At 40.7% G+C, this 24,901-nt stretch carries 26 protein-coding genes; 13 read left to right on the top strand and 13 right to left on the bottom strand.

The genetic code is table 11. The features are described 5' to 3' along the window. The first annotated feature begins 27 nt into the window (after positions 1-27). From dinB to Q4597_RS02235, 3 genes are all read left to right on the top strand, one after another. The gene (dinB, locus tag Q4597_RS02225) at positions 28-1,128 is read left to right on the top strand and encodes a DNA polymerase IV (protein ID WP_303404585.1); all 1,101 of its coding nucleotides are present in this window, start codon (positions 28-30) and stop codon (positions 1,126-1,128) included. Positions 1,129-1,354: 226 nt separating this feature from the next. Continuing rightward, positions 1,355-2,176: a helix-turn-helix domain-containing protein gene (locus tag Q4597_RS02230; protein WP_246560221.1), complete on the top strand. Its 822-nt coding sequence runs from the start codon at positions 1,355-1,357 to the stop codon at positions 2,174-2,176. A 75-nt stretch (positions 2,177-2,251) separates the two neighbouring features. Continuing rightward, positions 2,252-4,726 carry a TonB-dependent receptor domain-containing protein gene (locus Q4597_RS02235; RefSeq protein WP_303404586.1) on the top strand — a complete coding sequence of 825 codons (2,475 nt, stop codon included), beginning with the start codon at positions 2,252-2,254 and terminating at the stop codon, positions 4,724-4,726. Positions 4,727-4,788: 62 nt separating this feature from the next. On the opposite strand, the gene arfB is transcribed toward Q4597_RS02235, so the two are convergent. The 7 genes from arfB to Q4597_RS02270 form a co-directional block, all read right to left on the bottom strand. Then, a complete protein-coding gene (gene arfB, locus Q4597_RS02240) occupies positions 4,789-5,193 on the bottom strand; it encodes an alternative ribosome rescue aminoacyl-tRNA hydrolase ArfB (protein ID WP_215437151.1) in 405 nt (134 codons plus the stop codon). A 3-nt stretch (positions 5,194-5,196) separates the two neighbouring features. Next, a complete protein-coding gene (locus Q4597_RS02245; protein WP_215437149.1) occupies positions 5,197-6,177 on the bottom strand; it encodes an ABC transporter ATP-binding protein in 981 nt (326 codons plus the stop codon). Between the two features lie 77 nt (positions 6,178-6,254). Next, complete coding sequence (locus Q4597_RS02250; RefSeq protein WP_303404587.1) at positions 6,255-8,387, bottom strand: prolyl oligopeptidase family protein; 2,133 nt, start codon at positions 8,385-8,387, stop codon at positions 6,255-6,257. A 98-nt stretch (positions 8,388-8,485) separates the two neighbouring features. After that, positions 8,486-9,475 carry an aspartate-semialdehyde dehydrogenase gene (locus Q4597_RS02255; RefSeq protein WP_303404588.1) on the bottom strand — a complete coding sequence of 330 codons (990 nt, stop codon included), beginning with the start codon at positions 9,473-9,475 and terminating at the stop codon, positions 8,486-8,488. Between the two features lie 206 nt (positions 9,476-9,681). Next, entirely contained in the window at positions 9,682-10,086 is a 405-nt protein-coding gene (gene mscL / locus Q4597_RS02260) for a large conductance mechanosensitive channel protein MscL (RefSeq protein ID WP_215437142.1), read from the bottom strand. Positions 10,087-10,182: 96 nt separating this feature from the next. Further along, on the bottom strand, positions 10,183-11,292 hold the full coding sequence (gene alr / locus Q4597_RS02265) for an alanine racemase (RefSeq protein ID WP_303404808.1): 1,110 nt from the start codon (positions 11,290-11,292) through the stop codon (positions 10,183-10,185). Then, on the bottom strand, positions 11,276-11,935 hold the full coding sequence (locus tag Q4597_RS02270) for a thymidine kinase (RefSeq protein WP_215437138.1): 660 nt from the start codon (positions 11,933-11,935) through the stop codon (positions 11,276-11,278). Before Q4597_RS02270 ends, alr begins: the two co-directional genes overlap by 17 nt. A gap of 170 nt (positions 11,936-12,105) precedes the next feature. On the opposite strand from Q4597_RS02270, the gene Q4597_RS02275 reads away from it, so the two are divergent. The 5 genes from Q4597_RS02275 (at position 12,106) to Q4597_RS02295 (ending at position 14,898) form a co-directional block, all read left to right on the top strand. Further along, positions 12,106-12,816 carry a hypothetical protein gene (locus tag Q4597_RS02275; RefSeq protein WP_215437136.1) on the top strand — a complete coding sequence of 237 codons (711 nt, stop codon included), beginning with the start codon at positions 12,106-12,108 and terminating at the stop codon, positions 12,814-12,816. Positions 12,817-12,934: 118 nt separating this feature from the next. Beyond that, positions 12,935-13,291, top strand: coding sequence for a DoxX family protein (locus tag Q4597_RS02280; protein ID WP_215437133.1), 357 nt, complete (start codon positions 12,935-12,937; stop codon positions 13,289-13,291). 5 nt (positions 13,292-13,296) lie between these two features. Then, the gene (rsmI, locus tag Q4597_RS02285; RefSeq protein WP_303404589.1) at positions 13,297-13,968 is read left to right on the top strand and encodes a 16S rRNA (cytidine(1402)-2'-O)-methyltransferase; all 672 of its coding nucleotides are present in this window, start codon (positions 13,297-13,299) and stop codon (positions 13,966-13,968) included. Between the two features lie 5 nt (positions 13,969-13,973). Further along, positions 13,974-14,318: a HopJ type III effector protein gene (locus Q4597_RS02290; RefSeq protein ID WP_303404590.1), complete on the top strand. Its 345-nt coding sequence runs from the start codon at positions 13,974-13,976 to the stop codon at positions 14,316-14,318. A 4-nt stretch (positions 14,319-14,322) separates the two neighbouring features. After that, positions 14,323-14,898 (top strand): uracil-DNA glycosylase family protein, encoded by a 576-nt coding sequence (locus tag Q4597_RS02295; RefSeq protein WP_303404591.1) that lies wholly within the window; start codon positions 14,323-14,325, stop codon positions 14,896-14,898. On the opposite strand, the gene Q4597_RS02300 is transcribed toward Q4597_RS02295, so the two are convergent. Continuing rightward, positions 14,895-15,746, bottom strand: coding sequence for a bifunctional 2-polyprenyl-6-hydroxyphenol methylase/3-demethylubiquinol 3-O-methyltransferase UbiG (locus tag Q4597_RS02300; RefSeq protein ID WP_303404592.1), 852 nt, complete (start codon positions 15,744-15,746; stop codon positions 14,895-14,897). The genes Q4597_RS02295 and Q4597_RS02300 overlap by 4 nt on opposite strands. A gap of 203 nt (positions 15,747-15,949) precedes the next feature. On the opposite strand from Q4597_RS02300, the gene Q4597_RS02305 reads away from it, so the two are divergent. From Q4597_RS02305 to Q4597_RS02320, 4 genes are all read left to right on the top strand, one after another. Continuing rightward, on the top strand, positions 15,950-16,378 hold the full coding sequence (locus tag Q4597_RS02305; protein WP_215437125.1) for an OsmC family protein: 429 nt from the start codon (positions 15,950-15,952) through the stop codon (positions 16,376-16,378). Between the two features lie 41 nt (positions 16,379-16,419). After that, complete coding sequence (gene recJ, locus Q4597_RS02310; RefSeq protein ID WP_303404593.1) at positions 16,420-18,108, top strand: single-stranded-DNA-specific exonuclease RecJ; 1,689 nt, start codon at positions 16,420-16,422, stop codon at positions 18,106-18,108. Next, positions 18,105-18,491 (top strand): VOC family protein, encoded by a 387-nt coding sequence (locus tag Q4597_RS02315; protein ID WP_215913577.1) that lies wholly within the window; start codon positions 18,105-18,107, stop codon positions 18,489-18,491. The genes recJ and Q4597_RS02315 overlap by 4 nt, the downstream gene beginning before the upstream one ends. 332 nt (positions 18,492-18,823) lie before the next feature. After that, positions 18,824-20,083, top strand: a complete 1,260-nt coding sequence (locus Q4597_RS02320; protein WP_215913576.1) for an MFS transporter — start codon at positions 18,824-18,826, stop codon at positions 20,081-20,083. On the opposite strand, the gene Q4597_RS02325 is transcribed toward Q4597_RS02320, so the two are convergent. Further along, entirely contained in the window at positions 20,073-20,846 is a 774-nt protein-coding gene (locus tag Q4597_RS02325; RefSeq protein ID WP_303404594.1) for a UDP-2,3-diacylglucosamine diphosphatase, read from the bottom strand. The two genes, Q4597_RS02320 and Q4597_RS02325, sit on opposite strands and share 11 nt — an antisense overlap. Positions 20,847-20,885: 39 nt before the next feature. Continuing rightward, on the bottom strand, positions 20,886-21,338 hold the full coding sequence (locus tag Q4597_RS02330; protein WP_215437113.1) for a 6-carboxytetrahydropterin synthase: 453 nt from the start codon (positions 21,336-21,338) through the stop codon (positions 20,886-20,888). Positions 21,339-21,425: 87 nt separating this feature from the next. Here Q4597_RS02330 and Q4597_RS02335 point away from each other — a divergent pair, with 87 nt between their 5' ends. Further along, positions 21,426-22,067: a 2OG-Fe(II) oxygenase gene (locus Q4597_RS02335; RefSeq protein WP_215437110.1), complete on the top strand. Its 642-nt coding sequence runs from the start codon at positions 21,426-21,428 to the stop codon at positions 22,065-22,067. Between the two features lie 180 nt (positions 22,068-22,247). Here the strand turns inward: Q4597_RS02335 and Q4597_RS02340 are convergent, their stop codons facing one another. From Q4597_RS02340 to Q4597_RS02350, 3 genes are read right to left on the bottom strand one after another with little or no spacing between them, the layout of a single operon-like run. Continuing rightward, the gene (locus tag Q4597_RS02340; protein ID WP_303404595.1) at positions 22,248-23,015 is read right to left on the bottom strand and encodes an enoyl-CoA hydratase/isomerase family protein; all 768 of its coding nucleotides are present in this window, start codon (positions 23,013-23,015) and stop codon (positions 22,248-22,250) included. A 39-nt stretch (positions 23,016-23,054) separates the two neighbouring features. Then, positions 23,055-24,389 (bottom strand): MATE family efflux transporter, encoded by a 1,335-nt coding sequence (locus Q4597_RS02345; protein WP_303404596.1) that lies wholly within the window; start codon positions 24,387-24,389, stop codon positions 23,055-23,057. Between the two features lie 10 nt (positions 24,390-24,399). Then, complete coding sequence (locus Q4597_RS02350; RefSeq protein WP_303404809.1) at positions 24,400-24,900, bottom strand: GNAT family N-acetyltransferase; 501 nt, start codon at positions 24,898-24,900, stop codon at positions 24,400-24,402. Position 24,901 lies beyond the last annotated feature (1 nt).

Below are 24,901 nucleotides of genomic sequence, written 5' to 3' on the forward strand. Positions count from 1 at the left end.
CAACTAAATATAACTTAATTTTGCAGTATGCCAAACGATTTTCCATTGCGAAAAATTATTCATGTAGACATGGATGCCTTTTATGCATCCGTGGAGCAATTGGACAATCCAGACCTACGCGGGAAGCCCATTGCCGTTGGCGGTAGCTCTAAAAGGGGCGTGGTTGCAGCTGCTAGCTATGAAGCCAGAAAATTTGGGGTTCGTAGTGCCATGAGCAGTGTAGTGGCCCAGCGTAATTGCCCTGAACTTATATTTGTAAAGGCCCGTTTTGACAGGTACAAAGAAATATCAAAAATAATACGTGGCATTTTTCATGAGTATACAGACCTGGTAGAACCGCTTTCCTTGGATGAAGCCTATCTTGATGTTACAGTGAACAAAAAAGGAAATCCGTCGGCAACAATGATGGCCAAGGAAATCCGGCAACGAATTTTTGAGACTACCGGCCTCAATGCTTCCGCAGGAATTTCCATCAATAAATTCATTGCCAAGGTTGCCAGTGATATTAACAAACCCAACGGACAAAAAACGGTTAACCCAGAAGAAGTATTGGAGTTTTTGGAAGAACTGGAAATCCGAAAATTCTATGGTGTAGGAAAGGTTACGGCCGAAAAAATGTATAAACTGGGCATTTTTACCGGTAAAGACCTAAAACAAAAGCCAATAGAATTTTTAGAAGACAATTTTGGAAAAAGCGGAAGTTACTATTACAATGTGGTGCGTGGTATTCATACAAGCGAGGTTAAACCCCACCGTATTCCAAAATCTGTTGGTGCGGAGCGTACTTTTAACGAAAACCTGAGTAGTGAAGTGTTCATGCTTGAACGTTTGGAGCATATTGCAGAAGAACTGGAAAAACGCTTAAAGAAGGCCAACATTGCGGGAAAGACCGTGACCTTAAAAATCAAATACAGCGATTTTACACTAAACACGCGAAGCAAGACCCTCAACTATTTTATTTCCGCCAAGAGCCTTATCCTAGAAACGGCAAAGGAACTTTTGTATCAAGAGAAATTACAAAATTCCGTACGACTGCTGGGTATTTCTCTAGCCAACCTCAACACAGAAAAAGAAAAAAAGAATTCTGCAAAGGAGTCCGTGTCCGTACAACTTAAATTTGAATTTTAAGAAACACACCTTTTAAGTCTAAATATTTTAACATTACTTTAAATATTTACATCAAAGTGCTACAAATTAAACACTTTGTGTTAGAATTTACGATCATCCCAAAGCAGTGAATACCTGTTCTATCTATTATCTTTATACTTAGCTTGAACAACAAGACCTATACTCCTGATTTCTGTGTAGATTACACAGATCATGAGCAAAAACGTCTTGTTAAAAATCAGTCCATTTGATACGTACCAAAATTAAAACCTATACCAAAATCTCTGCTTTGGCAGATATTAAGATCGAGCCCTTTGATGTTAATAAGCGCTACACCAAACCGCACCGCCATAACAAGTATATGGAGTTGGTTTATTTTAGTGCAGGTAGTGGAATGCACTATATGGACGAGACCGGGTACGCCATAGAGCCGCCAGTAATATTTATCATTAAAAAGGATGAAGTACACCACTGGGAAATAGATACCGTTCCTGAAGGCTTCGTGATTATAATTAAGGAAGGGTTTTTAGAGAAGACCTTGGACAAGCATATCAATCTACAACTAAAACAGCTGGGTAACAAAAGGGTAATCAACCCATCTTATGATGCCAGTATTCAATCACTTTTTGAAATCGCATCCAAAGAAATCAAGGAAAATTGTGCCAGCAGGGATATTCTGGTAGAAGGGGTTCTCAAAGCTTTATTCTCTAAAATATTGACGTATGTAGAACTAGATGAAACCGTATCTACCAACAATCTGGAAGAGCGTTTTGATGAGTTGCTGCAAACCAAACTTAAAAACGATGTGGCCTACTATGCCCAAAAGCTGAACACCACGGCACAAAACCTAAATGCCCTCTGCAAAAGAAAGCATGAGAAGACCGCTTCTGCCGTAATTGCAGACCATATTTTAAAAGAAACCAAGCGCTTGTTGCTTTACACCGATCTCTCAGTTACTGAAATTGCCTATGCGTTTGACTTTACGGATGTTTCCCACTTTGTAAAATACTTTAAACGACATGATGGACAAACACCGCTACAGTTTAAAAAAGTAGCAATCGTACCTTAACTTTTTCAAACAGACCATAATTCAATAGGGGTTAAGCGTAATTTCGACACCTAATTAATACCAAACCTATTGAACATGAAGTCTTTTCATCTATTTGTAATTCTAATCACTATAATTCCCCTTTCGGTATCGGCGCAAATAACCGGTAAAATTACGGACGGGGATAATGATTATCCGTTAGAATACGCCACCGCTGCCGTCTTTAACCAGGATAACGGAGAATTGGTTACCGGGGTCATTACGGACCTAAACGGTTTCTTCTCCATAGACAATATTAAAAACGGAACTTACTACCTAGAAGCTTCTTTTATTGGTTTTGAAACCAAGACCATAAAAGATATTACCGTACAGAACCGAAAAGGTGTTGACCTAGGAACCATAACCTTAAGTATTGGCGGCACCCAACTAGAAGAAGTGGTCGTTAAAGGGGAACGAGCAACCGTTATCAACAAAATAGACCGACAGGTTTTTGATACCAAAAAGTTCCAGAACAGCCTTGGAGGAAGTGCCACGGATGTGGTTAGGAATATACCCTCGGTAAGTGTGAACGGACAGGGTGAAATAAGTGTTCGTGGGAGTACCGGTTTTGTAGTATTGCTCAACGGAAACCCCGTGCAAGGAAATGCTTCCAATTTATTGAACCAACTTCCGGCCAATGCCATTGAGCGGGTTGAAGTAATTACCGCCCCCTCGGCCAAATATGACCCTGAAGGTAAAGCGGGTATTATGAACATCATCACCAAAAAAGGTGCCGCGGACGGCACTTTTGCCCAGATCAATATTAAAGGTGGTCTCCCTTCTATTGAAACGTATGGCAATGATAAGGTACACCAACGTTACGGCGCAGATGCCACGTATAACATTCGTAAAGGCGATTGGAATATCTCTATGGGTGCCAGCTACCAACGTAACGATCTTGGCGGTAGACGTGAAGGTGATGTTTTTACCATCATAAATGACACCCTTACCCAATTTCCTTCTAGTGGAGAGCGCAGTTTTGATGAAATTAATTACAGTGGAAGGTTTACCGTAGACTATGTGCCAGATGATAAAAACACCTATTCACTAGGTTTTTACGGGGGGAAAAGAAAAAAGGATCGTCTAGCCGATATCGTATATTTTGACAACCACGGGATTACGCCTGCTGCTGGGGGAGAACGTTTTTATACCTTTCAGTATTATAACCACAACCTTAGAACCCGAAAAAGTGACTTTGTCTTGGGAAGCTTTGACTATTCCCATATTTTTGAAAATACTTCAAAATTATCTACTTCCTTTTTATACGAATACACCCTGTTAGGAGGACCTACCGAAAGTGACAACTTGGGCCAACCCGATAGGAACATTATATACCAACAGGAATACAACACCAATGACAACCCGCTTAACGGTATTCGTCTATCATTAGACTATGCCTGGAAACCATTTACCATTGGCCAACTAGAAACCGGTTACCAATACCGAAACTTGGACCATACAGGTGATTTCGTATACGAAAGAAAGGATGATACTACTGGTGGCGTTTTTGAGCTAGTTCCCGAATTTTCCAGCGAAGTTGACCTTCAAAGGAGCATCCATTCCGGTTATGCGCAATTAACAGGTGCCAAGGATAAATGGGAGTATGCTGCAGGTGTGCGTATTGAGGCCATGGATCGCGAACTTGATCTTCGCGACAAACAAGGTCTTATTGACACTACCTATACCTATGATTATGTAAAACCGTTTCCATCAGCATCGGTTCAATATACATTTGAGAACAATCTAAAATTGAAGGCCGCTTATAGCAAAAGGGTAGAACGTACCGCCACTTTTAAAATGAACCCTTTTCCGGAACGTGAGCACTCAGAAACCTTGGAACAGGGAGACCCAACCCTAAAACCGGAATTTATAGACCTGTTGGAAGTGGGTATCAGCAAAAACTTTGAGGGCGGAAATTCAGTCTTTGCTACGGCCTATTACCGCGACACCAAAAATTTGGTGAACAGAGTAAATACCATCTATAACGATACAATCCTAAACCGCATCTATTCAAACGTTGGAAAGGCAAAGTCTCTTGGACTTGAATTGGGCACGCAGCTAAAGCCTACCAAAAACTGGTCTAACTTTATTGGAGCCAACCTTTACAATTATACCATTGATGGCGAATATGATGGTAGAAATATAGACAGCAGTTCTTTTGTGTACTCCATAAACGCAAACAGCACCTACAACTTTACGGAAACCGCTTCGTTGCAATTCACCTTTAACTACCTCTCCGAACGGATTACGGCACAGGGCGAAGATTCCCGTTTTTATTCGCCCAACCTAACCTTTAAAAAGTCGTTCTTAAATGACCGATTGACGGCTACGCTACAATGGCAAAATATAGATTTGGGACTATTGGATACGAACGAACAACGTATTACCACTTATCGTGAAGGTGAGTTCTATACCACCACAAACTATGTATATGAAGTAGATATGGTACTGCTTAACCTATCCTACAATTTCAATAAGAACAAGAATAAATCCAAATTCATTGACAGTGAATTTGGTAAGCAAGAGTTTTAATTATAGTTGATGTTTAGTTGAGTAGTGGGTTTTAAATTCCACAGAAAAAGCCCCAATGAGTTTTAATCCATTTGGGGCTTTCCTCTATTTGTCTTCTTTTGGGCGTTCTTCTTTTTATGCTTCAACCGTTTTTCAATGGAAGATCGTGACGGCTTTGTTTTCCGGCGTTTCTTCTTAACTTTTAAAGCGTCTTCAATGAGGCTTAAAAAACGGGTAATGGCCAATTCTTTGTTTCTATGCTGACTACGGGTTTCATCGCATTGCATTTGCAACACCCCTTCTTTGGTTAGCCTATGGCCTATTTTCTTATAGAGACGTTCTTTCTCAATAGCGGTAAGACCGTTAGATTCCTCAACCGAAAAACTAAGGTCTATTTTAGTAGAAACCTTGTTTACATGCTGCCCTCCGGCACCACTGCTTCTTACAGCTTTGAAAGTTAATTCTTGAATCAGTTGGGCCTTGTTCATAGTTTAAGAATCGGCCATACGCTGGTTTATGGTTTCCAAAGAAATATTCAGAAAAATTACTTTTCCCACCTCTAAAGGCTTGTCATGGTTAAAATAGATATCCTCACCTTCATAAATCCCCACGATCATATAATGACCTCCCATGTAATAAGCTCCTTTTACCACACATTCTAAACCGGATTTACCGGAAACCTTAAATTCATGGGCATATACAATAATGCGCCTTTTGGTATCCGCATAGGATTTTACAATGTTTATGGGAATTTTATTGGCTTCGCCGAACAAGGAGGCTACATACAGGTCCTTAGGGTGCTCATATAGGTTTTTAGGACTGTCCTTAGCCACAATGAACCTATCTTTGAGCACAACCACCCTATCTGCAAACGGAAGCATATCCATATGGTCATGCGTAGCGGTAAGTACAGTTATTTTTTGACGTCGTAAATAGCCAAAAAGGTTACGCCTTAAACTGTTCTTCCTAAAATTATCAATATTACTAAACGGCTCGTCCAACAACAGTACTTTAGGCTCTTGGGCCAAAACTCTAGCCAGTGCTACACGCTGCTGTTGACCACGACTTAATAGTTTTACCTTGGTTTGGGCAAACTTGGTCATTTCAATCATTTCCAAAAGCTCAAACGTACGCTCTTGAAGCTCCTCAGGTTCAAAAACAGATAAGAACTGACTAATATTTTCCTCTACCGTAGTGAAAGGCATCAAATCAAAATCCTGTGATAAATACTTCATGTACGGTTCGCCCGGCACAAGATTATGCTGTGGGCCTAAAACTTGGGTTTCGTTCCAATACACCTCTCCCACTTCAATATGAAGCAATCCGTAAATGATTTTTAAGAGGGTACTTTTTCCACAACCGCTCTCTCCTATAATGGAAACATGTTCGCCTTTGGCCACCTTTAGGTTGATATTTTCCAAAACGGAAGTACCATCGTCATAACTAAAGGAAACATGATCTACTTGTAACATACATTCGTGTTCTGTATACCTAGGCACTCTTTTGTCAAGAAAAGTCCAAACGGTATTTAATTCTTGAAATAGGCAATTTATTTATACGGAAGTGCCTCAAAACCCATATTATACAGGGTAAATGCAAAAATATCGGCATATTGCTCAATAGTTTTGCTTACCGGCGTACCTGCTCCGTGACCGGCATTGGTCTCTATACGAATTAAGGTAGGGTTTTTTCCCGATTGTTTGGCTTGTAGTTCCGCAGCAAATTTAAAACTATGCGCCGGAACTACACGATCATCATGGTCTCCGGTAGTAACCAATGTGGCAGGATAATCTACTCCTTCTTTAATAGTATGAACGGGGGAATATCCTTTTAAGTATTCAAACATTTCTTTACTCTCCTCAGACGTGCCATAATCATACGCCCAGCCAGCACCAGCAGTAAACGTATGGTACCGTAACATATCCAAAACCCCAACAGCAGGCAAAGCTACTTTCATAAGATCTGGTCTTTGGGTCATGGTAGCACCTACTAAAAGTCCGCCGTTGCTTCCACCGCGAACGGCCAGATAGTCCGAAGAAGTATACTTATTTTCAATCAAATACTCTCCTGCAGCAATAAAGTCATCAAAAACATTCTGTTTGTTCATTTTCGTACCCGCGTCGTGCCATTTTTTTCCATATTCGCCACCACCCCTTAAGTTAGGTACCGCATATATGCCTCCCTGCTCCAACCAAACTGCATTGGCAATACTAAAAGCAGGTGTCAGGCTGATGTTAAAACCACCGTAACCATATAAAATGGTGGGGTTCTTACCATTCAACTTCAATCCCTTTTTATGGGTAATGATCATAGGAACCTTAGTGCCGTCCTTAGAGGTATAAAACACCTGGTTGGATTCATAATCCTCTGAATTAAAATCGATGTCCGGTGTCCAATAAGAAGTATATGCACCAGTTTCTACATTGTACTTAAAGGAAGAACCGGGAATAATATAGTTGGTAAATGAAAAGTAAAACTCTTTGTTTTCTTTCTTACCACCAAACCCCGAAGCACTCCCAACCCCGGGAAGCTTCACTTCACGGATCAATTTGCCATCGTAATCATATTGAAAAACTTTACTAATAGCATCTACCATATATTCCGCAAAGAAATAACCACCGCCCGTACCAGCAGTCAGTACATTCTCGGTTTCCGGGATAAAATCAACCCAATTCTCTTCTCCTGGATTTTCAGCATCTACCGTAACAATTCTCTTGTTGGGTGCTTTTCTATTGGTAACGATATATAGTTTTGACCCTTCATTTTCAATGACATAATTATCCGAGTCCGTATCCTCAACTATGGGCACTAATGGACTATTTTCCTGTGAAAGGTCCTTAATGAACAACTTGTTACCCGACGTTGAAACAGCAGCGGAAATTAACAGATATTGCTCATCCTCCGATACTGAGGCCCCTATATACCTATGCTTCTCGGCTTCCGTTCCTCCATATACCAATTGATCTTCTTTTTGAGAAGTCCCTAGTTTATGGTAATAAACTTTGTGCTGATCCGTCTTTGCAGAAAGTTCGCTTCCTTCCGGCTTATCATAACTAGAGTAATAGAACCCATCATTTCCTTTCCATGAAATTCCGCTGAACTTAATATCCGTAAGAGTATCTTCAACTACTTCCATGGTCTGGGCATTAATGACAATGGCCTTTCTCCAATCGCTACCACCTTCCGAAATTAAATAGGCCGCAAGCGAACCGTCTTTTGTAAAGCTTAGACCAGCTAAAGATGTAGTCCCGTCTTCAGAAAAGGTATTCGGGTCCAAGAAAACTTCTTCCTTACCCTCCCCTTGTTTTCTGTATAGCACATACTGGTTCTGCAAACCATTATTTTTATAGAAGTACGTATAATTCCCTTCCTTAAAAGGAGAACCTAATTTCTCATAGTTCCAAAGCTTCTCCAACCGTTGTTTCAATGCTTCCCGAAACGGAATTTTTTCCAAATAATTAAAAGTAACCTCATTTTGGGCTTTTACCCAAGCACCGGTCTCATCACTCATATCATCTTCCAACCAACGGTAAGGGTCGGCTACGGAAGTACCAAAATAAGTGTCTACAGTTTCCGATTTACGGGTCTTTGGATATTTCACCATATGATTCTCGTTTTTAGGCAATGTTTGGCCGGCCAAAGTAGCCGAAGCCAAAGAAAAAAGTACTACGAATTTCTGCATGATTTGACTATTGAAATTCGTTAAAAGTACCATAAAAAAACCTATGCCGGCATTTCACAGCATAGGTTTTAACTAAAAATTTAGAAAATATATATATTTTATACCAAACGGTTTTCTAACAAATACTCAGCAATTTGCACCGCATTTGTTGCAGCACCCTTACGCAAGTTATCAGCAACAATCCACATATTTAATGTATTGCGTTGCGACTCATCCCTACGGATACGGCCAACAAAAACTTCATCCTTATCATGCGCATAAATAGGCATAGGATAGGTGTTGGTATCCGGATTATCCTGTACAGTAACACCGGGAGTATCATTTAACAGTTTACGAACATCGTTCAAATCAAAGTCGTTTTCAAACTCAACGTTTACTGATTCCGAATGTCCTCCAGCAGTAGGAATACGAACGGCCGTAGCACTGATGGAGAAACTACGGTCATCCAATATTTTTTGTGGCTCACGGGCCAACTTCATTTCTTCTTTAGTATACCCGTTTTCTAAGAAAACATCACAATGAGGCAATGCATTTCTGTTGATAGGGTAAGGATAGGCCATTTCGCCTTGAATGCCCGTCATTTCGTTCTCTAACTGACGTACGGCTTTAACACCTGTTCCTGATACCGATTGGTATGTTGAAATGACCACACGCTTCATTTTGTATTTCTTGTGCAACGGAGACAAAGCCATAACCAGCTGAATAGTAGAACAGTTAGGATTAGCAATAATCTTGTCTTCTTTGGTTAATTCACCCGCATTGATTTCAGGAACCACCAATTTCTTGGTCGGGTCCATTCTCCAAGCCGAAGAATTATCCACAACTGTAGTGCCGGCCTCAGCAAATTTAGGAGCCCATTCCAAAGAGGTATCTCCTCCTGCTGAAAATATGGCAATGTCCGGCTTTGCCGCTACGGCATCCGCCAAACCAATTATGGTATATTCTTTATCCTTATAAGAGAGTTTTTTACCTACAGAGCGCTCAGAAGCGACCAATAGCAATTCCGTAATTGGAAAATTACGTTCGCTCAACACCTTGAGCATCACCTCGCCAACCATACCAGTGGCACCTACAACGGCTACTTTCATCTTTAATTAATTTTAGAGGGACAAATGTAGTGCAACCCTATTGACCTCACAAGCATTTTAAATCCGTATCAACATTATTTAACAAATTGTTTTAAATATAACAATTGTGTAAAAAAGAACCGCTAGAAAAGTTGCGAGCTTCAATGACGGTTTTAATGTTAAACTGCAGTGCAGCGGTGGTCTACCCAAATGAGCAACCTATATTCTTATTGCTTTTTAAGCAAATCTCTGATTTCTCCTAATAAATCTTCTTGAGAAGGACCTGTTGGAGCTGGTTCTGGAGCAGGACCTTTAGCTTTGGCATATGCCTTAACAATCATAAACATTACAAAACCTACAATCAATAAGTTTACAATGGTATTGATCCAAGCACCGTAACGAATAGCGTTTTCAGCAACGTAACCCGCTTCTCCTTCTACACCTGATGCAGGGGTAAGTACATGCTTTAAGTTAGCGAAATCTACACCTCCGGTAAATTCACCAACAATTGGCATAACAATGTCATTTACAAATCCGTTTACTACTAGACCTACGGCTCCGGCCATTATAACTGCAACGGCAAATTCGATGACATTGCCAGTCATAATAAAATTCTTAAAATCTTTTAACATGATTTAGTGTTTTTAATGGTTAATTAATTTATAGCGCAATTCAATGCACTGCAAATTAACAAAAAAAGACTTACTCTAAAATAATGCTTGTAAATATTAATTATCCACAATGATTCGCGTAACACGCTGCGAAATGCCCGTAAGTATTTCGTATGAGATTGTTTTGGCACCACTTGCAAACTGTTCAGCAGTTGGGTTTGCACCAAAAACAACCACCTCATCACCCTCATTACAATCTATTCCGGTTACGTTTACCATTATCATATCCATACACACGTTGCCAACAATGGGTGCTTTTTTTCCATTGATGGTTACATAAGCTTTTCCATTGCCGTATTGTCTTCCTATACCGTCTGCATGACCTACGGGCAAAGTAGCAGTAATAACAGCTTCATCTGCTTTGTATGCCCGGTTGTAACCAATACTCTGTCCTTTTTCTATAGTATGAATTTGAGATATAACCGTTTTTAACGTGGCCACCGGTTTAAGTTGTTTGTCTATAGCCGCTTCGTTTCCAAATCCATAAAGGCCAATGCCACTACGAACCATATCAAATTGTGCACTAGCATAATTTATAATGCCCGAAGTATTCAACAAATGCAACATGGGTACTTTTCCTAATTTAGGAATAAGCGTATTGGTAATATTTCTGAAGGTTGTAATTTGATTTTCCGTAAACTCACGCTCGCTCAAATCCTCCGATGCCGCCAAATGTGAAAATACCGAGACCACTTCAACTTCATCTTGGTCGTTCAATACATCACATAACTCATTAATCTGATGCTCCGTAAAACCAAGTCTATTGAGTCCGGTATTAAATTTTAGGTGTATTGGATATTGCTTTAACCCCTCGCTTTTGGCAACCTCTAGAAAATTGGCCAATATTTTAGGAGAATATATATTGGGTTCCAAGTTATAAGAAATCAGGTTCTCAAAACTAACAGGTAACGGGTGCAATACCAATATAGGAATCTTTATTCCGGCTTCACGTAAAGCCACACCCTCGCTAACATAAGCCACAGCAAGATAATCTGCCCCAATGGTTTCTAATTTTCGGGCAATGGCCACAGAATCGCTTCCGTACGCAAATGCCTTTACGACACCTAAAAACTTTGTGTTGGAATCTATTTTAGATTTTAAAAACCTGTAGTTGTGCTCTAAAGCCAAAAGGTCTATCTCCAGAACGGTCTCACCTGCTTTCGCCATCGGCTTTCTTATCATTATCGTTGCTTTTTATCTCTTCGCTCTTCACCTCTAAATGCTTGACCTTCTCCTTTAATCTCGCCTTGTAATAAGCCGCACGGCTCAAAGGTTCGTACTCTTCCGTTTCACCTAATAAAACCAAGTTGTCATTGCTAGATTTTCTATAGCTGTAGTTCGCCAGATTACCCGTACGCGTGCATATAGCGTGTACTTTGGTTACATATTCTGCGGTAGCCATTAACGCGGGCATTGGGCCAAAAGGATTGCCTTTAAAATCCATATCCAGACCGGCCACCACCACACGCACCCCTTTGTTTGCCAAATCATTACAGACCGTAACAATTTCATCATCAAAAAATTGGGCCTCGTCAATACCTATTACATCGCAGGTATCGCCTAGAATGCGAATATTGGCTGCTGCAGGTACAGGTGTGGAGCGAATTTCGTTCGCATCATGAGAAACAACCATGTTCTCGTCATAACGAACATCTACCATCGGCTTAAAAATTTCAACCTTTTGCTTGGCGAACTGAGCCCGTTTTAATCTTCGGATCAGCTCTTCGGTCTTACCCGAGAACATTGAACCGCAGATGACCTCTATCCACCCGAATTGTTCTTTGTGATTAACAGTATTTTCGAGAAACATTTTGTATTTTTAGACGAAAATATGGGGATTTTCGTTCTTAATATTATAGAACTTTAGTTGAGCCGTTATTTTAACCAAAATAACATTTCCTTAGAGTTCAGAATTTAAAGTTAGCAAAGATAGAGATACCTTTTTTACCCAAACCCGGTAGAATTAGAAAAAATTGACCGATGAAGAACAAATTGAAGGAAGAACTGCGAAAATTATCTACTGATATTATCACTTCTCGTGATATGGAAATTAGCGACATGTACGATGCCGCCAAGAATCTGTATGAAAAATTGGCCGTTCTTAAATATATAGAGGAGAAATTAAACGACATAGAAATAGACGTATCAAAAAATGTTATTGCAGCCAAATTTGAGAAGATGGCCAATGCGGTCCTGAGAGAAAATGCCTCTGTACCAGAGAGCAATCCGCATGAAGAAGACATTATTACCCCGGGCATGGACACTATTAAAGGTTTTATTTCGGAAATGCCCAGCCATGAAGACCATGTAGATGAGGTTTTGAAGGAATTTTTGGCCAAGCCGGATTATATGAAAAACGATCAGGAACTTTTTGAACCGCAAAAGCCTGTGGCCCCTAAACCAAACGGTGTAGCCCCTAAAAAAGAGGTGCATACTAAGTCTTTGAACGATAAAGTTTCAAACAAAGAACTTAAAATAGACCTTAACAACAGATTGGCCTTTGTTAAGCATCTTTTTAATGACAGCATGGAAGACTACAACAGAGTCCTATCTCAATTGAATACTATAGATAGCGAGGAGCGTTCTATCTCATTTATAGAAAATATGGTGAAACCGGACTATAATAACTGGTCGGGCAAGGAAGAATATGCGGAGCGCTTTATGCAGTTTATTGAGCGTAAATTCTCCTAGTTTTACCTTTTACCCCCATAAAAACACAGGCCCTTTGTTAAAACAAAGGGTTTTTTTTGACCAAAATTTGACCTAGTGTTAATGCTAATCATTATTTTAGAGTAAAAATTGCCCCCCAATGAAAACTTTAAAACTCATTTACTGGTCGGCCCTAGGGGTTTTGACCGCGATTATGTTGTTCTCTATCTACAATTATTTCACCAACTATGAAATGATTGCAGGTTTCTTTGAGCACCTAGGTTACCCTACCTATCTAATTTACCCTTTGGCCATTGCTAAAATACTCGGCTTAATAGCCATATGGGGTAATTTCTCCGTATGGCTTAGAGAATGGGCCTATGCAGGTTTCTTTTTTGATACACTTTTAGCGTTCTTTGCACATTATATAACCGATGGCCAGGACTACCTGATTGCCTTTATAGCGGCTATAGCAACGCTAGTTGCCTATTTTGTAGGGAACGAGCTACGACAATAATTTTTATGGGAAAATTGTATTTGGTACCGACACCTATTGGCAATCTTGAGGATATGACCTTGCGGGCCATTCGTGTATTAAAAGAAGTAGATTGTATACTTGCGGAAGATACCCGTACCAGTGGAAAACTACTTCAGCATTTTGAGATTACCACGCAGATGCAGAGTCACCATATGCATAATGAACACAAAACGGTTGATGCTTTGGTAAAGCGTTTACAAGCTGGTGAAACCATTGCTTTAATTTCCGATGCAGGAACTCCTGCCATATCAGACCCCGGTTTTTTATTGACCCGGGCCTGTGTTGAAAAAAACATAGAAGTAGACTGTCTTCCCGGAGCTACGGCATTTGTGCCTGCCCTAGTGAACAGCGGGCTTCCAAATGATAAATTTGTTTTTGAAGGGTTTCTTCCTCCAAAAAAAGGACGCCAGACCCGACTAAAATTATTAGCGGAAGAAACCCGCACTATAGTTTTCTACGAATCTCCTTATAAGTTGATTAAGACCTTAGGCCAATTTGCCGAATATTTTGGCGCGGACAGGCAAGTTTCCGTTTCACGGGAGCTTACCAAGCTCTACGAAGAAACCATAAGGGGAACGGCAGAAGAGCTCGTAGACCACTTTACCCAAAAACCTCCTAAAGGCGAAATAGTAATAATTGTTGCCGGAAAAAAATAATACTAATGACCTTAGATACATTCCTAAAAAAACTAAAATCCACTCCTGAAACCATAGCGTTTTCAGAAACCATGTCAGTAATTGACGCCAATTACGACTTTACTCCCACAGCCTTTACCAACGGTACCTTAGAAAATGCCGAAGGACAGAATTCCGGTTCTTGCAAACTTTTTGCTTTTGCCAAAGCACAAGAGCTTAGTAAAGATGAGACCCTAGCTTGTTTTGGCGATTTTTATTTTGCCGATGTTCTCAAAGATGCACGAGGTACAGGACACCAGAACATTCGTAATTTTATGAAAACCGGATTTGAAGGTCTAAATTTTGAAAAACACCCATTGAAAAGAAAATAACCTTATGCAGAAACTGCTTTCCGAAATACGCGCATGCGAGGTTTGCAGCGAGCATTTGCCTTTAGGCCCAAGACCTATTGTGGCCGGCTCCCAGAAATCAAAAATTATTTTGGTCAGTCAGGCGCCGGGAAAAAAAGCTCATGACCATAACAAAGCATGGGATGATCCAAGTGGCAGAAAACTTAGGGAATGGTTAGGTGTTACCGATGAACAATTCTACAATCCGGATAATTTTGCGGTTTTACCCATGGGGTTTTGCTTTCCTGGAAAAGGAAAAACAGGTGATTTACCGCCACGTAAGGAATGTGCACCGCTATGGCATGATCATTTTTGGAAGGAGTTAGAAGAAGTGAAACTAATTCTGGTCATTGGAAAATTTGCCCAAGATCGTTATTTAAAAGATCAATCTAAGCGCAACCTTACAGAGAACGTAGCTAACCACCATGAGTTTTTGCCTAAGTTTTTTCCACTGCCGCACCCTTCTCCGGTAAATAGATTTTGGATGTCCAAAAATCCTTGGTTTGAGATAGATGTGGTTCCCACATTACAAACCCAAGTCGCAAAGATTCTTTCGGACTAATCTTTAATTTGTAAGGTGCATTTTTTACGGAACAAAGCCCAAAACAAATCTTCGGATGGATAAGAAAAATTTACTTTTTCAGGAATCATATTTAACATAAAATTCTTCCCTATCTTATATTCAAGCAGCGATTTTATATGTCTTCCAGATATTTTTTTTGAGGGTCTTCCATGAGAAACCCGTTCAAATCCAAAGTTTTTCAAGAAAATTGTCAGCCCTTCTAAAGAGTACCAATGTAAAACACTTGGGGGTGCATATTCATGCCAGCTTTTCCCAAAGACTCTAGCGGAAATACTTTGCCTATTCCATGATTCTATGAGCAAAAAACCATCATCCTTTAACACCTTGGAAGCATTCATAAATGCTTTTTGTTGTTCATAAAAGTGAGGAACAACCTGTATCATAGAGACAAGGTCAAACCTTTCATGAGGCCTGAAGCTTTCAAAAGCACCTTGTTCAATTTGCAAGTTATATTGTTTACGACCGTATTGCGCCATTTGATGATTAGGTTCTATTCCAACACCGTTCCAACCTTCGTCTACATACCCCTTTAAAATACATCCTGCCGCTGCCCCTACATCTAAAACCCTTCCCTTTTTGCCAATAATCTGTTCCATTTTTTTCGCATACCTCTTACCGCGTTCGTATAGTAAATCAGATTCTAATAAATAATCCGAATAACCAGCACCTCCATCATTAAAATAAGAATCATCATATGTGTTATCTACATGCTTTTCATCAGTTTTTATATTGGCAAACCGATGATTACAAGACACACAGTCATGAATATCAAAACCATTGATTTTAAATTTAAATTTTGATTCCGAAGCACAAAGGGGACAATCCATAACCAAATTTTTATACTTACATCACTAATTATCTTAAGACCTAATCCGTGCTTTGTCTATGGCGCCATACTAGGACCGCACGTTATTTTTGGGGGGAAATTACGACTTATTGGTTTTCCTTCTTTTCAAAAGACAAGGTGGAATACAAGCTTAAAATCTATCAATTAATCGTATTTTTGACTCTTACAAGAAACATAAAAATTATGGCTACTACAAATCATATTACAACTAAATGGCTAGGTAACATGCAGTTCGAAAGCACCAACCCATCTGGCCTAACGTTGAACATAGACGCCGGACCAGACGACGGTGGCGAAGGAAAAGGATTGCGCCCCAAAGCTTTAATGCTATCGGGTTTAGCTGGCTGCTCCGGTCTAGATGTAGCTTCGCTCATTAAAAAAATGAAGTTGGAAGTTGACGATTTTCACATTGAAACCATAGCCAACCTAACGGATGAACACCCTAAGTTTTATGATGCTGTTACTATCGAGTACCATTTCCATGGAAAAAATCTGGCAGAGAAAAAGCTGCAAAGAGCTGTAGACCTTTCAGTTGAGAAATACTGCGGTGTAATGGAAATGTTCCGAAAATTTGCAACATTGGAAATCAAGACTATTTTTCATAAAGACTAAGTTTAAAGCATCAACTATTAAATTTTCACCCTTCTCATTCTATGCGCTGGACCATTAAACCGAAACCTGAACAAAATGCTATTGACCAATTGGCCAGTACGCTTAAGGTAGATGATTTGGTGGCTCAATTGCTGTTACAACGTGGCATAACTACCTATGACGAGGCCAAAAGGTTTTTCCGTCCAGAGCTGTCCCATCTGCACGACCCTTTTTTAATGAAGGATATGCATTTGGCGGTTGAGCGCATAGAAAGGGCTATTTTCAATAACGAAAATATTTTGGTGTATGGCGATTATGATGTGGACGGCACTACGTCTGTCGCTTTGGTTTCTTCCTATTTGCTGAGTTTTTATCCCAATGTTGCTACCTACATTCCCGACAGATATACCGAAGGGTATGGTGTGTCTTTCCAAGGAATAGATTTTGCGGAAGACAACGGTTTTTCGCTGATAATTGCCTTGGACTGTGGGGTAAAGGCTATTGACAAAGTTGCCTATGCCAAGAAAAAAGGAATAGATTTTATTATCTGTGATCACCACCGGCCTGGCAATTCGCTTCCGGATGCGGTAGCTGTTCTTGACCCTAAACGGGATGATTGCAACTATCCATACGATGAGCTTTGTGGCTGCGGTGTTGGCTTTAAACTAATTCAGGCCTTGGGTTCCAAAAAGGGAGAAACCGTTCACGACCTTGTTCCCTACCTTGACTTGGTGGCTACGGCCATTGGTGCAGATATTGTCCCCATGACAGGAGAAAACCGTGTGTTGGCGTATTTTGGTCTTCAGGTTATCAATACCGCTCCACGAACCGGATTTAAGGCCATTATCAATCAGATAAAAAAATCCGTTCTTACGATTACGGATGTGGTGTTTATTATCGCTCCGCGGATAAACGCTGCAGGACGTATGAAACACGGACAACATGCCGTAAACCTGCTCACGGAAACCGATATAACACAAGCCGAAGCCTTTGCCGCCCAAATTGAAAAATTCAATCAGGACCGGCGTGGGTTGGATAAGGAAATCACGATTGAAGCCCTAGACCAGATTCAGAAGAACAAGGAAGAAGAACGTTTTACCTCTGTGGTTTATAAAGACTCATGGCATAAAGGTGTCATTGGCATCGTTGCTTCCCGACTTACCGAAACCTATTACCGTCCTACACTTGTGTTCACCAAAAGTGGTGATAAATTAGCTGCTTCGGCACGCTCCGTAAAAGGTTTTGATGTGTATAATGCACTACAAGGTTGTTCCGATTGTATTGAGCAGTTTGGCGGGCACAAGTATGCAGCCGGACTCACTTTGCTGGAAGAACAGTTTGAGAACTTTAAATCTCAATTTGAAAAAGTAGTTGCAGAGACCATAGACCCAAATCTTCTAATTCCTGAAATTTCCATTGATGCCCAAATCGACTTTAAGGATATTTCACCCAAACTCATGCGAATCATAAAACAGTTCGCCCCGTTTGGACCAGGGAATATGACCCCGGTATTTATGTCCGAAAATCTACAGGATACGGGTTACGCAAAAGGAGTAGGTGAAGATGCGGCCCACTTGAAACTTGCTGCTACCCAAAACGGAATTGGCCCCATTGGCGGCATTGGTTTTAATATGGGCGATAAATTACCCCTTGTCACCAACAAAAAACCATTTAGCGCTGTGTTTTCTCTGGATGAAAATGAATGGCAGGGAAATGTGAGTTTACAGATGAAACTAAAAGATATACAATGAAGATAGAGCACCTAGCCATATGGGTATCCGACCTAGAAGGTACGCGAAAGTTTTACGAACATTATTTTGGTGCAGTTTGCGGAGAACGCTATCATAACCCAAACAAAAACTTTACTTCTCACTTTCTAAGTTTTGATGAAGGATCTCGACTAGAGCTCATGCACAAACCTGAAATTACAAAGGCATCAAATTCTACCGAGGAGCATTTAGGTTTCATTCATTTTGCACTCTCCGTAGGTTCAAAAGAAAAGGTAGACTCCTTAACGGAACAACTAAGAACTGACGGATTTCAGATTTCCGGTGAACCCCGAACTACAGGAGATGGCTATTACGAAAGTGTAATCCTAGACCCGGAAGGAAACCGAATCGAAATTACCATTTAACGGATTTCTTGATGCAACTTAACCTGCGAATCGCACCAAGCAAATACACCTCTCAAGATTTTCGTTCGTTTGCTCTAAAGCAACCTACAAACCACTGAGTCGGTTTTATATTTCTTTCATTTCTATAGCGATATTTTCTTTACTTTTCCCATGTAAAAAAGAGCCGTTTATCGACAAAACCCTTCCCTACCGTCAATTCAAGGCTTCAACAAACCGACTAGCTAGTCAGTTTTAGAAAATAGCACTTGAAAACAAATTTAGGCTCAGCAGTATACCTTTCATCGGTTTATAGTAATATCTTTGCCGCTTATTTCTTTTGAAAAAGCGTTTCTATGGATCCATATGCTGCTTTACGTTTTAAAGAATTCAATATCTTTTTGCTGGTTCGTTTTGCCATGGTATTTGCATGGTCTATGCAGTTCATAGTTATAGAGTGGCAAGTATACTCCATGACAAAAGACCCTCTTTCTTTGGGCATAATAGGCCTTATGGAAGTGATTCCGGCCGTATCAATGGCGCTCTTTGCCGGCCATATTGTAGACCAGAAAGAAAAGCGCAATCTTTTGGTAAAATGCATCTTCGGGTTTTCCGTAATCAGTTTTGGGCTGTTTATGCTCAGCTGGCCTTCCATGGAAGATAAACTGGAGACCAAGACCATTTTATACTGCATCTATTTCTTGGTATTCCTAGGTGGCATTGTGCGTTCGTTTTTAGGGCCTACCATATTTTCCCTTATCGCTTTGATTGTTCCTAAAAAAATATACCCCAACGCTGCCACCTGGAGCAGTACCACATGGCAATTGGCTTCTGTATTAGGCCCTGCCTTAGCAGGATTTTCCATTAGTTGGATCGGGGTACATTGGTCTATGTGCCTCATTTTCGGATTCTCCATAATGGCGCTCATCTCTCTGTCCCAAATCAAACGAAAACCGATACTCAATCCTAAAATTGGCGAACCCGTCTTTGAAAGTCTGCGCGAAGGACTCCGTTTTGTGTTCAATACAAAAGCTGTTTTTGGGGCTTTAACGTTAGATATGATAGCGGTACTTTTTGGTGGAGCGGTAGCGCTGCTTCCCATTTTTGCCCAGGATATTCTTCATGTAGGTTCCGAAGGTTTTGGGGTTTTACGGGCTGCTCCTGCGGTTGGCGCAGCACTTACTATGTTGGGCTCTACTCGTTTTCCATTGCATAAAAATGCAGGTAAGAAGTTACTTTTTGCCGTATTTGGGTTTGGTATCTGTATGATTGTTTTTGGACTTTCTACCTACTTCTGGCTTTCGGTAATTGCATTGTTCGTGAGCGGAGCCGTAGATGGTGTTTCCATGATTATCCGTCAAACCATATTACAATTAAAAACCCCGGACAATATGCGAGGTCGCGTAGCATCTGTAAACTCTATGTTCGTAGGCTCCTCTAACGAGCTGGGAGCTTTTGAGAGCGGATTGACGGCAAAACTGATGGGAACGGTAACTGCGGTAGTTTTTGGTGGCGCCATGACCTTATTGACGGTAGGGGCCACAGCCATTGTTTCGCCTACATTTAGAAAACTGGACCTGCAGAAAGATATTGACGAACACGAGGCTAATGAGTAGGCTCGTATTTCTCCAAACTTAGTTTTTCCCCATCAAAAACGGCATAGGTGTAGTAATGAATCCAATCGCCTAGATTGGTGTATTTTGAGTTTTCGCCCACTTCTATTTCCATAGGAAGGTGTCGGTGACCAAAAATAAAATGGTCATAATGCTGTGTTTCCAACTTTCGCTTGGCATACTGCACCAACCACTCTTTGTCTTCGCCCAAGAACTTGGCATCGTCATCACCGGAGATCAGTTTGTTCTTCACTGATAAATGTTGCGCCAAACGCACGCCTATATCCGGATGCAGCCATCTAAACAACCATTTGGCAAAAGGATTGGTAAACACCTTTTTCATCCGCTTGTACCCAATATCATCGGGACCCAGACCATCGCCGTGACCAACAAAAAAAGAAACTCCGTTTATACTATACTGCTGCGGTTTATGAAATACCGGGATATTCAACTCTTCCTCAAAATAGCCGTTCATCCACAAATCGTGATTTCCTACAAAGAAATAAATAGGAATACCGGCATCGGATATTTCGGCCAATTTGCCCAATGTACGGGTAAAACCTTTGGGAACAACGGTTTTGTACTCCATCCAAAAATCGAAAAGGTCGCCCATCAGAAAAATAGCGGCAGCATCTTCCTTAATAGCATCTAACCATGCCACGAATTTTTTTTCGCGAGGAAGGCTATCTGCCATAGTAGGTGCTCCAAGATGGTTATCACTGGAAAAATATACTTTTTTGCCTTGAGGAACGGTAATGGTTTTCATCTGATGTCAAATATAACGAATACCCTTTTTAGAAAGGCGTTACTGATTATCGGATGCGTACCACTCTGCAAAAGAAGTATCGGTTTCCTGCAATCGTAAAGAATGTAAGCTGATGTTCTCCGGCAGTCTGGCCTTTATCTTTTTAGAAAAATCTATAACCATGTTCTCACTGGTAGGTTGGTAATCCGCAAGAATTACATTATGCCCCCTATCCGTTAATTCTTTGGCCAGATCCACGTGTGGCGTATTTTTATTGAATACCGTGGCGTGATCAAACTGGTCTACGATTTCTTCTTTTACGATTTTCTTTAAATCGCCAAAATCTATGACCATTCCTAATTTTACATGAGAGGTATCCGTAATAGGGCTACCGATTACCGTTACCGATAATTTATAGCTGTGGCCATGCACGTTTCTACACTTTCCGTCATAGCCGTATAGCGCGTGACCGGTCTCAAAATTGAACTGTTTGGTGATTCTAATTTTACTCATGAAATAGGATTGTGGTGCAAAGGTATTCATTTTGTAAAACCAATTGCTTTATAGATTACATTTGCCGGCTTTTAAATTTTGATCTAAGTGGAAGAACTGTATGACCAACTAGACTTTGCGGTGAATTCGCAATATGAAAAGATAATCTCCGATATCTTGGAAAACGGCTATAGCATTGTTGACGACCTTCTTTCCCAAGAAACGGTAAACGCCCTACGTACGGACCTTTTGGAAAAATATGAAGATGACCTATTTAAAAAAGCGGCCATTGGAAACCGATTAAACGAAGTTGTACAAACCGGAATACGTGGTGATTTTATTCTTTGGATGGATGAAAATATCATTAACGCCAGCCACAAACTTTTCTTTGACCGCATTAATGATTTGGCCTCATATCTTAATAAGACTTGTTTTCTGGGAATTATGAGAAAGGAATTTCATTATGCCGTTTATCCGGAAGGAAAGTTTTACGCAAGGCATTTGGATACTTTTCAAAATGACGATAGGCGAAAACTTTCTATAGTTTGTTACCTAAACGAAGACGATTGGCAACCCGAGCACGGTGGCGAACTGGTTCTGTACCTGAATGGAGAAAACGGGGAAATACCAAAAACCATTTACCCGTTTCCGGGTAGGGCAGTAATTTTTGAAAGCCGAGATTTAGAGCACGAAGTAAAGCCTGCAAAACGCGAACGGTTGAGCATTACCGGCTGGTTAAAGACCCGCTAACCTAATGTAAACAGGGACAAACTACCTCTTGAATTTTCTTTTTGTACGAACGCGGTTTACAAAGTAGACTACCACCACAAAAAGGGCTAGAATAGGAAAAACAAGGTCGCCATTCAGGAAATTTAAAATATTCATAACTGAGATTTAAAAAAGTAAAACGTCAACTACAGTCGGTTATTGTTATTTTTTGAATTTAGAAAGCGCGTTACGGGTAAATTCCGAAAGCACCAGTTTTCCGGTAATGGCCGCTCGCTCGCTCAAAAGACTGCTCCAGTGGTCCGTACCCTGCCAGAGTACTTTTTTCCAATCTTCCAGAGCTTCTGGGTTATAGGCCGATAATTGTTCTACATGAAAATCAAGCGTCTTGTCCAATTCCTTTATATCATCAAAAACTTTAGAGAAAAGTCCTTTTTCCTGAGCCCAATACGCATTTTTCCAGTCCGTTGGAGCCAATGACAGTTCTGAAATAGCTGCCGTTCCCACTTTGCGTTCCACGGCCGGAGCAATGACCAATGGAGCAATACCTATGGTAAGTTCGGACAATCTAATGGATGCGGCTTCTGTTGCGTATACATAATCACAAGCGGCAGCAAGACCTACGCCCCCACCTACTGTCTTGCCCTGTACACGGCCCACAATAACCTTTTTACACTGGCGCATGGCATTGATAACATTGGCAAAACCACTAAAAAACACCTTGCCTTCCTCCAAATTGGATACGGCCATAAGCTCGTCAAAAGAAGCACCTGCACAAAAAGCGCGGTCACCTTCAGACCTTAAAACAATTACGGATATAGCATCGTTATCAGAGAGTTTATTAAACTCCGCCGTTAACCTATCCAATAGCTCCGCTACAAATGAGTTACTGGCCGGGTGGCCAAACTCTATGGTTGCGACCTTGTTATCTATTTTGGTATAAAGACTTCCGTTTTCTCGGGTAGTTCCCATAACTATGGTTTATTTGTTCAACAAATGTAAGTATCAAAATTAATCGATTTGTAAAAGCGGCCTAAACTTTCTGACAAACTTAACGACCAAGGCCCCACCACGAATGGCCATCCATACGGTAAAAGCTATCCAAATTCCATAAAGCCCCCAATGGAGATACTTCCCCAAAAAAAGAACGGGAACAAAACCTAGAAATGTAGCTGCCAACAGGGTGTTTCTAAGGTACTTCATTTCCCCCATACCCTTGAACATACCATCAAAAATAAAGGCAACCGTATTCATGGGCAGACCTAAGATTACGATAAAAAATACTGCATAAAAGGCATTCAGGACCACAGTTTCCTTCGAAAATAGCAGACCTATAGGTTTGTAGAACAAAAAGCCGGCAACTACTAGTATAACACTTACCAGCAGGCCGTATAACATAATTTTTTTGGCCAGCTTCCACAATCCGTTGTAATCTTTTGACCCCAAAAGCCTACCCCCCATGATATTTCCGGCTGCCGCATATCCATCAATAAAAAAAGCGGAGAACAGCCAAATATTGACCGCTATGGTATGCGCACCAATGAATTTAGGCCCCAGTTCCGTGGCCTCCCTAACGGCCAATATTAACGCCGTATTTAAAGCCAAGGCACGTACAAAAAGATTAAGGCTCATGACGACCAATCTACCCAGTTCTTGATGAACCGGTAGTTTCAACCGAAGGCTTATATCTGTTTTCGTAACCAAAAGAACAAAGGCCATAATGGCCATAATAGCCTGTGCCAAAAGGCTTGCCCATGCCGCACCTTCTAAATACATAGGCTGCATGACTCCTTCTATTCCGTAAACAAAAACAAAATCTAACAACACGTTAAGAACCGCCCCAACAATGGCAATCAACATGGGGTAATATGTATTTTGCAAACCACGAAAAATACCCATGACCGCAAATACGAAGAGCGTAAGCGGGAACCCCCATACCCGTATGGAATAATAAGACACACAATAATCTAGAATCTTGCCCGTGGCATTGAGCAATTGAAAAATATCCTTTACGATAAAAATGGTGGAAAGTAGCACGAGGATGCTCAGCCCAATATTCAAGAATATAGCTTGTGCCGGTAACGTTTTTACCTCATCTATACGCCCCGCGCCCAAATACTGGGAAATTATGGCGGATATAGCACTTCGGGTCTGACCTAAAATCCATATTAACATAGAAAGAAAGGAACCTACGATACCTGCCGCGGCAAGTGACTCCAGACCATCTACAGGAATATTGCCCACAATGGCCGTGTCCGTAATAGATAATAACGGCTCTGCAATGCCTGCAATGGTTGCGGGTATTGCTAGCTTATTAATGGATTTAAAATTGATTTCGGCCTTCAAGAGGGCGAAATTACAACACTAATTCATAACAATGAAAAGGATGTTCACTCTGTTTTGGAAAGAAAATATCACCCAATCGCTGAAATCCTCTTGCCTCATAAAACCTATGGTTTCTTTTATTCTGACTGAACGTATCCAAGCGAACCGAAGCAAAGGAATTTTCCCGTGCATAATTTTCGGCAAAAGCCATCAATTTTTGAGCGTAGCCCTTACCCTGAAAGTCTGGATGTACGGATACACGGTGTATATAGATATTCTTTCCCGATGGCGTAAGCCATTCAATAGGTACGTACTCCTCATCCATTAAAGTAGAAATCACAATAGTTCCTATGATTTGATTATCTTTCTCCAAAACATAGAGTTCCCCACGTTCCACATCTGCCTCAAATGCCTGTTTTGAAGGATAGTGCTCGTTCCATTGAAAAATTCCATAAGCTATCATTGCAGCGGCACAGGCTTTAGTTACCTCAAGAATTTGTGGAATATCCAATAATTTGGCAGGTGAGATCATT

This window comes from Zobellia sp. 1_MG-2023 (assembly GCF_030549125.1).
In the GTDB taxonomy this organism is placed as follows: domain Bacteria; phylum Bacteroidota; class Bacteroidia; order Flavobacteriales; family Flavobacteriaceae; genus Zobellia; species Zobellia russellii.